Source organism: Microbacterium sp. Bi128 (assembly GCF_918698205.1).
On record NZ_CAKKMM010000184.1, the window covers coordinates 1 to 7,809 of the forward strand.

Below are 7,809 nucleotides of genomic sequence, written 5' to 3' on the forward strand. Positions count from 1 at the left end.
CCGGACTTGGCTACGACGCCGCCATCATGGCCAACACCGTCGACGAACTCAAGGACCGCGTGGGCTGGCTCGCGTACGTTGAGGCGGGCATCCGGCACCTGCCGGGCAAGCCCATCAGGGCGAAAATCAGCATTGACGGTGAGCACCCGGTACGGCGCCGCATCCGCAGCGTGATGGTGGGTAACTGCGGCAAGATCATGGGTGGCGTGGAGATCTTCCCCGACGCCAAGATCGACGACGGCATCCTGGACGTCGTGATTTTGGCCCCCATCGGCCGGTTCGGCTGGCTGGATGTGCTGGCCGGCGTCTTCGGCCGGAGGAACTCCAAGAACGCGTCGGTGGAATATTTCGCCGGAAAGTCAGCCGAGATCGAACTCGCCCACGAGCAGGAATTCCAGCTCGACGGCGACCCGCTCGGCAAGGCCAAGCACCTCAAGGTCACGGTCGAGCAGGATGCCCTCACCATCCGGATGACAGGCATCTGACCCCGCGCCAACCATCGGGCGGCTATTTCACCGGCCAGCCGGGCCACCGGCCAGCCGGGCCGGCTAACGCGCCGCCGGCCGGTGCGCCAGGATCTCCGCGAGTTCGGCCAAACGGTGTGCGCGGGCGGACTCGGCTGGCGTAAACGGCTCGCCGGGCCGGGAAAACGTAATGGGCCCGTGCCACGCCGTAGGGATTTTCAGGACCGTCCCGTCACCGCCCGTGGAGGGCGGGCCCTCGGTGATGCCGGCGGCCGTTCCGGGGATGATCCGTGCCCGCAGCAGTTCCGCGACCGCCAGCGGCAGCTCCTCCGGGCTGGCGGCGATCCGGGCGGCCAGGCTCAGTGCGCCGGTTTGCCCGTCGGCCATGGCCAGGGCGGTGGTCGGCCAGACGTGCGGGTCCGCTCCGCCGCCGGCCCGCAGCGCCCGGAGCAGCTCGGCTTCGCGGACTTCGCCCGGGGCCGAGAGCACAAACTCGTCCAGCACACCGCCGGCCACGGGATGAACATGAATGCTGAGGATGTTCGTGTTCAGGCCGGCCAGGGCCTGCGTCAGTTTCTGCAGCGACCCGGGCTTGTCTTTCAGGACGGTCCGCGCCCGCCACAGGGCGGGTGCGGCGTCGAGCCGTTTGCGGTGCCGCAGGGCCGGGGCATGCAGCCAGCCCCTGAGCATCCGGGCCGCCGAGGGCTCGGCCACCCAGATCACCAGGATGGTCGCGGTCAGGGTCAGCACCAGGACCTTGGCAACGTAGGGCAGGTGGGTTTCCACCACCGCCGCGTGCACCAGCAGTTCGATCGGGAGCATCACGGCGACATTGGCCAGGGTCAGCCGTGCCTTGGTCGGTTCGGGCATCTGGCCGCACACTTCGCAGCTCAACTCGGAGGTGGCCGGGGACTGGGCTTTGCCGGTGGTTTTGGCAGGGTTTTTGCCTGCGGAGGTGCGCGTCATGCGCCCATGATCCCGGCCGGCTGTTTCGGCCCGGTTGCCGCCGGGTGACGGTTTCGCGCCGGGACCGGGACCGGGCCAGGCCAGGTGATCGTGCTGTTACAGGCCCGGTCCACCCTCCGGGCCGCGCTGGAGCAGGTGGCGGTGGGCGTAAAGGTCGCGGAGCAGGGCGACCTCGGCCAGGTGGTGGATCATCTCACGGTTGATGTGCAGGATCAGTGCTGCCATGGGGGCATCGGCGTACGGGCCCTCGGCCGGCCCGCAGGGTGCCGCCAATCCCGATTCGTGGAGGCCCTTCACGCCGTGGATCCACCGGCCGTAGTACTCGTCCAGCTGGGCCAGTGCCCCGGCCGCGGTGCCGGGGTAGGCGAAGCTCTGGTAGTCCAACGGTGGGCCGCCAAAGTGCGATGCCGTGCGTGCGCCGAGGACGCCGACCAGAATGTGGCACAGGCGCCATGCAATGGTTGTCACCGGAGCAGGAATGGGCTCCGGGTAGCTGAAATCTATGGTGAATTCGCCCGAACCCGGCGCGGCCAGCGGTGTTGAGGCGTCCTTGCGGCGGACATTCCAGCCCGGTACCGGCTCCCAAAAGTACTCGTGGTCAGTCAACCCCTCCAGCCGCGGCCGGGCCTTATTGGCAAAATGCCAGTCCAGTTGGTCCACCAGCTCGTGGTTCCAACTAAGGTCCGGCATGGTGTTCCTCCTTGGCAGCCCAGCTCGCGCGGCGGGCCCCTACATCAAAGCACTCCGGTCCGGCCGCCCGCCAGAGGGCCCGGCAAGGACGGGTCAGACGTGAGTTCGGCTTGCGGTTCCGGCCGGCTCGGACGAGTGTGCCTTCCCGTCTGGGTACTCCCCGTCCCGGTTTTCCCCGTCCGGGTGTTCCCCGACGCGGGCACGGGTGGCGGCGGAGTCCGGGCCGGCCAGATTGGCCAGCAGGTCGCGGATCTCGGCCAGCAGAGCGGTGTCGGCCGGGATCGGTTTCTCCTCGGGTTCGGCTGCCTTGAGCCGGTTCTTGACCATTCGGTTGATCCGGTTCATGGGGGCCACGAAAATGAAGTACACCACCGCGGCGGTGATGAGAAAGGTCAGGAAGGCCGTCACCACGGCGCCGATGTTGACGAAGGTCTTGTCGTTGCCAGGCCAGACGTAGAAGCCCAGGCCGTGGGTCTCGACTCCGCCGGCGGCAGCCAGGATCGGGTTGACGACGTTTGCGGTGAAGGCACTGACCAGGGCCGTGAAGGCGGTGCCGACCACGACTGCAATGGACAGTTCGATCACGTTGCCGCGCAGGATGAAATCCTTGAATCCTTTGAGCATGGGGAACCTCCGGTGTGCGTTGCGGGCTTGATTCAACCGATAGACGCTACCACTTCGCGGTGCAGCCGGCCGATCCCGATCAACGGATTCCGATGCCGCCGCCGCGCCGTTCCGGCGTAAACTCCCTCTTGGATGCCAGCGCCGCCGTCGTAACACTCCGGCTGTAACGAAAGGCGCCTGAACTCATGAACAAATGCGTGAGAACCCGCCCATGAAGAGCTTTTTCGCTGTGAGGCCGGCGCTATGAAGGTGTTCGCCGAGATGTTCACCATCGCGCCGGGCAACAAGGACCACCAGGTTGCCTTCCGCTGCGCCGTGGGAGTCTTTGTTCCGCTGATCACGCTGGTGCTGCTGGACCGCCTGGATCTGGCAATCTTCGCTTCCTTCGGCGCCTTCACCGGCATCTACGGCCGCAACGAGCCGCACGCCAGGCGTCTGACCCTGCAGGTCCGCGGCGGCGGGCTGATGCTGCTGGTGATGTTCCTGGCCGCCCTCACCGCGCGGGTGGACGCCCTGGCCGGGCTGTCGGCGGCAGGCACCACTTGGGTCCTCGTCGTGGCCACCACCGTGATCGCGTGGGGCTGCTCCCTGGTTGTCGCGTGGTGGCGCCTGCGCCCCTCCGGTTCGCTGTTCCATATCTTCGCGTTCGCGGCCATCGCGTCAATCCCCAACCAGCCGCCGCTGTGGCAGGCCATGCTGGTGGCCGTCCTCACGGTGGCCTTCTCCCTGCTGCTCGGCCTGTCCTCGCGGGTGGCCCGGAGCCACCGGACCCCGTGGGTGAATCCGAGACCGGCGGCCCTCACTCCGCGGGAGAAACGCGCCGCGTGGCATGAAAGCTGGGGTTACCTCGTGGCGGCAGGCCTGGCGGGAACGCTGGGAACCCTGGCCGGGGAATGGCTGGGCATTGGCCACAACTACTGGGCGATGGTGGCCGCCGTCGTTCCGCTGGTGGGCCACACCACCCGGCACCGCGTCAGCCGCGGCCTGCAGCGAATCGCGGGCACAGCCCTGGGGCTGGTGCTGCTCGCCGGCATCCTGCTCCTGCAGCCGACGCCCTGGCAGACGGTGCTGGTCATTGCCGCGTGCCAGTTCGGCGCCGAGATGTTCATAGCGCGCCAGTACATGCTGGCGCAGGTTTTCGTCACGCCGCTGGCCCTGACCTCGACGCTTCTCGTGGCGCCCGTGCCGCCCGGCCTCCTGCTCCGCGACAGAATCGTCGAGACCATCATCGGCGCCGCCGTCGGCATCGCCGTCGTGCTGGCGCCCGGCGCGTGGCGCGAACTCAGGGGCCGCCGCGAGGCGCGGACCCCGGAGCGCTTCTCCTAGGCGCGCCTGACGGCTACGAGTGCCCGACGCTGGCGCCGGCGCGGGACACTGCCGGGACGGTCTGCGGGACGAAGGCGAGGGCGAGGACCGCCAGGACCGCGGCCGCGGCGAAAACATAGAAGCCCCACGGGTAGGCGATGCCGGCGGCCACCAGCGCGCCAGTGACGGCCGGGCCCATAATTGCCCCCAGCCGGCCCACGCCGGCGGCGAAGCCCAGGGCGGTGCCGCGCAGGCGGACGGGGAAGAGCTGGGTGACCCAGGCGTAGACCAGAACCTGGGAGCTAAAGACGAACACGCCGGTGACGAAGACGGCGGCATAGAGCACCACCTCGTTCTGGATCTGGATGCTGAGCGCGGCCAGGAACACGGCGGAGAGGCCAAACCAGAGCAGGACGATCTTCTTGGTCCCGTGCCGGTCGGCCAGGACGCCGGCGATCAGCAGGCCCACCACGGCGCCCACGTTCAGGACCAGGAGCAAGGCGAGGCCGGCGTTCAGGCTGTAACCGGCGGAGGCCATGAGCTGCGGCAGCCAGGTGTTCAGGCCGTAGACCAGCAGCAACCCCATGAAGGACGCCACGGCCACACCGGCTGCTATCAGCGGGTAGGGCTTGCGGCCCAAATCCCGGAAGCTGGCGCGTTCTTCCGCGGGCGCGGCCGCGGCCTGTGTGCGGGCCTGGCTGCCGGCCGGGGACTTGGCGGCCGCGGGGATGTGGTGGACCGGCGGGAGGGTCTCCGGAAGCTTGAACCACAGGAAGGGGACCAGGGCGAAGCCGGCCAGGCCGCCGGCCACGAACATGGTCCGCCAGCTTGGGATGACCATGAGGGCCAGGAACGCGGTGGCCACGGCGCCGACGTGGTACCCGGTCATGGTCCGGGTGGTGGACTTTCCGGCCGTTCCGGCGGGTGCGTAGTCGTTCATGTACGCCAGCGCGGCGGGCAGGCAGGCGCCCAGGCCGAGGCCCGCCAGCAGCCGGAACGTGCTGAACCACGCAACGTTGGGTGCGAAGACGACGGCGATCGTAAAGAGGGAGAACCACGCCACGCAGGCCACCAGCAGGTTCCGCCGGCCAAAGCGGTCCGAGAGCGGGGCGATGAAGAGCGCGCCGAGCCCCACACCCACCAGGGAGACGGTTGCGGCGAACGTCGCCCCAACGGCGTCGAAGCCAAGTTCCTGCGACTTGATGAGGGTCGGGATGACCGTGCCGAGCACCACCAGGTCAAAGCCGTCCAGCACCATGGCCAGCCAGCAGAGCCACACGGGCCACCGTGATTTCTCTCCCGATGACGACGACTTGTCCAATGACGACGTTGACATTGTTACCCCAGCGCTAGTGTTTAGGTCATTCCGTGCCCCGGCCGGTGTTCGCCGGGCCTCTTTCCATTGTGAGAGTTGTATCACCGCGCCGTGTTGCATGGGACACTTAAAACCATTCAACGGAAGGGATATGGTGGCCAACTCGAACTCCGGCGACTCGGTGGTGGACCGGGTCCTGCGGTTGATTGCCGCGTTCCCTGAAGGCGTCACGGCGCTGCCGCTCTCGGAGCTTGCCGCGAGGGCGGAGCTCCCCCTGACCACCGCGCACAGACTCGTCCGGCAGTTGGCCGGGCATGGCCTGCTCGACGTCGGCCCCGGCGGCTCCGTCAGCCTGGGCCTGCGGCTCTGGGAGCTCGCCAACCGCAATTCCCCCACGCTCGAACTCCGCCAGGCAGCCCTGCCCTTCATGGAGGACATCCAGCAGGTGCTGCATCAAAACGTGAACCTCGCGGTGCTGGACGGGCGGGAAGCGCTCTTTGTGGAGCGGCTGTCCCGCCGCGGCTCCGTCGCCAACCGGGCGCAGGTGGCCGGCCGGATGCCCGTGCACGTGTCCTCCGCCGGGCTGGTGCTCATGGCCAACCAGCCCCGCCCCGTCCAGGCCGAGTACCTCGAGGGATTCAGTGATCCGACCGGCCGGCTGGCGCTGGAGGATCTCCGCGCCCTCCTTGGCGAGGCCGCCCATCGGGGCTATGCCCAGCTGGCCGGCGTCGTGGACCCTGACACGTGGGGGATCGCGGTTCCGGTGCTGGACCGCAGGAAGCACGCTGTGGCGGCCCTCGGCGTCGTTGTTCCCCTTCGCGAGGTGCGCCTGCAGGCGCTTGTTCCCGCCCTCCAGACGGCGGCGCGGGGGATCGGACGGCGGCTGGGAGAGCCCCGCGAGAATCCTGTATTCCATTCAGCGCAATCCATGTCACGCGCATCACCCCCGGGGGAGCACACTGTTAGTCGGAAGACGAAAACGGCCCCGGCCCCGACCGCCGGGACCCCGCAACGAAGCGAGACTCACATGGCACAGCGAAAAGTCATCACCACCCAGGTAGCCATCATCGGGGCCGGCCCGGCCGGACTCATGCTGTCCCACCTGCTGGCCAAGGCCGGCATCGAATCCACCGTGCTGGAGATCCGCAGCCACCAGGAGATCTCCGAGACGGTCCGTGCCGGCATCCTTGAGCACGGCTCGGTCAACATGCTCGTCGACAGCGGTGTCTCCGACCGCGTGCTGCGTGACGGCGACCGGCACGACGGAATCGAACTGCGTTTCAACGGCGAAAGCCACCGAATCGACTTCCAGGACCTCGTCGGGTAATCGGTGTGGCTGTACCCGCAGACGGACGTGTTCCTGGACCTCGCCGCACGCCGGAAGGCCGACGGCGGCGATGTCCGCTACGGCGTCACGGACACCACCATCCACGACATCGAAGCCAAGCCCAAGGTCTGGTTTACGGATGCGGACGGCGTCGAGTACGAGCTCCAGGCCGACTTCATCGCCGGCGCGGACGGCTCGCGCAGCCACTGCCGGTTCCAGATTCCCGAGGCGCACCGCAAGTGGTACTTCCACGAGTACCCCTTCGCCTGGTTCGGCATCCTGGCCGAGGCGCCGCGCAGCTCCGACGAGCTGATCTACGCCAACTCGGAGAACGGCTTCGCCCTGATCAGCCAGCGCACGGAGACGGTCCAGCGGATGTACTTCCAGTGCGACCCCAACGAGGACGTCAACAACTGGGATGAGGACCGCATCTGGGAGGCCTTCCGCAGCCGCGTCAACGGCAACGGATTCGAGGTCAAGGAAGGGCCCGTGATCGACAAGACGGTCCTGAAATTCCGCAGCTTTGTCCACGCCCCCATGCGGCACGGCAACCTGTTCCTCGCCGGAGACGCCGCGCACACGGTGCCGCCCACCGGGGCCAAGGGCCTGAACCTGGCGCTGCATGACGTCAAGGTCCTCTTCGAGGGATTCGACAGCTTCTACGCCACCGGCTCCGCCGCGCTCCTGGACGCCTACAGCGACCGCGCCCTGAACAGGGTGTGGAAGGCCCAGCAGTTCTCCTACTGGATGACTTCCATGCTGCACACCCCGGCCGGCGCCGATGATTTCTCCCGCGCCCGCCAGCTGGGCGAGCTCCAGTCCGTGGTGTCCTCCCGCCACGGCAGCGCCTACCTCGCGGAGGCCTACACCGGCTGGCCGGGGGCCCGCTAGATGTACAGCCCAGGGACGTTGGTTCGGTGAATGTGATGACTCGCTGGAGTCGTTGACCTAAAGGTGAGGACCTCCGGTTGCACAGTGGAGTTGCTTAGACAACCGCTGCAGCGACCAGGAGGTCCTCAATGTCTCACGCTAATGCCGCTTTGACTCCACGCCAACGTTTGCGCGTCGCGCGTCTGGTCGTAGACCACGGCTGGCCGGTGTCCCGGGCTGCCGAGCAG

6 protein-coding genes and 3 pseudogenes are annotated in these 7,809 nt (G+C 68.0%); 5 read left to right on the plus strand and 4 right to left on the minus strand.

Features of this window, described 5'->3' with window-relative positions; translation table 11 throughout:
* Positions 1–485, plus strand: a 485-nt coding sequence (locus LQV45_RS13770; protein WP_374208213.1) for a diacylglycerol kinase family protein, incomplete at its 5' end; no start/stop codon positions are given.
* A 63-nt stretch (positions 486–548) separates the two neighbouring features.
* Here the strand turns inward: LQV45_RS13770 and LQV45_RS13775 are convergent.
* From LQV45_RS13775 to mscL, 3 genes are all read right to left on the minus strand, one after another.
* Positions 549–1,430: an ACT domain-containing protein gene (locus tag LQV45_RS13775; protein ID WP_230007520.1), complete on the minus strand. Its 882-nt coding sequence runs from the start codon at positions 1,428–1,430 to the stop codon at positions 549–551.
* Positions 1,431–1,526: 96 nt separating this feature from the next.
* On the minus strand, positions 1,527–2,120 hold the full coding sequence (locus tag LQV45_RS13780; RefSeq protein WP_230007521.1) for a DinB family protein: 594 nt from the start codon (positions 2,118–2,120) through the stop codon (positions 1,527–1,529).
* A gap of 93 nt (positions 2,121–2,213) precedes the next feature.
* The gene (gene mscL, locus LQV45_RS13785) at positions 2,214–2,744 is read right to left on the minus strand and encodes a large conductance mechanosensitive channel protein MscL (protein WP_230007522.1); all 531 of its coding nucleotides are present in this window, start codon (positions 2,742–2,744) and stop codon (positions 2,214–2,216) included.
* Positions 2,745–2,987: 243 nt separating this feature from the next.
* On the opposite strand from mscL, the gene LQV45_RS13790 reads away from it, so the two are divergent.
* The gene (locus LQV45_RS13790; protein WP_230007523.1) at positions 2,988–4,070 is read left to right on the plus strand and encodes an FUSC family protein; all 1,083 of its coding nucleotides are present in this window, start codon (positions 2,988–2,990) and stop codon (positions 4,068–4,070) included.
* A 13-nt stretch (positions 4,071–4,083) separates the two neighbouring features.
* Here the strand turns inward: LQV45_RS13790 and LQV45_RS13795 are convergent, their stop codons facing one another.
* Positions 4,084–5,385: an MFS transporter gene (locus tag LQV45_RS13795; protein ID WP_374208214.1), complete on the minus strand. Its 1,302-nt coding sequence runs from the start codon at positions 5,383–5,385 to the stop codon at positions 4,084–4,086.
* 133 nt (positions 5,386–5,518) lie between these two features.
* On the opposite strand from LQV45_RS13795, the pseudogene LQV45_RS13800 reads away from it, so the two are divergent.
* From LQV45_RS13800 to LQV45_RS13810, 3 pseudogenes are all read left to right on the plus strand, one after another.
* Positions 5,519–6,256, plus strand: a pseudogene (locus tag LQV45_RS13800) (IclR family transcriptional regulator); the annotation flags it as partial.
* A 135-nt stretch (positions 6,257–6,391) separates the two neighbouring features.
* Positions 6,392–7,582 (plus strand): annotated as a pseudogene (locus tag LQV45_RS13805) (4-hydroxybenzoate 3-monooxygenase).
* A gap of 128 nt (positions 7,583–7,710) precedes the next feature.
* Positions 7,711–7,809, plus strand: a pseudogene (locus tag LQV45_RS13810) (IS481 family transposase); the annotation flags it as partial.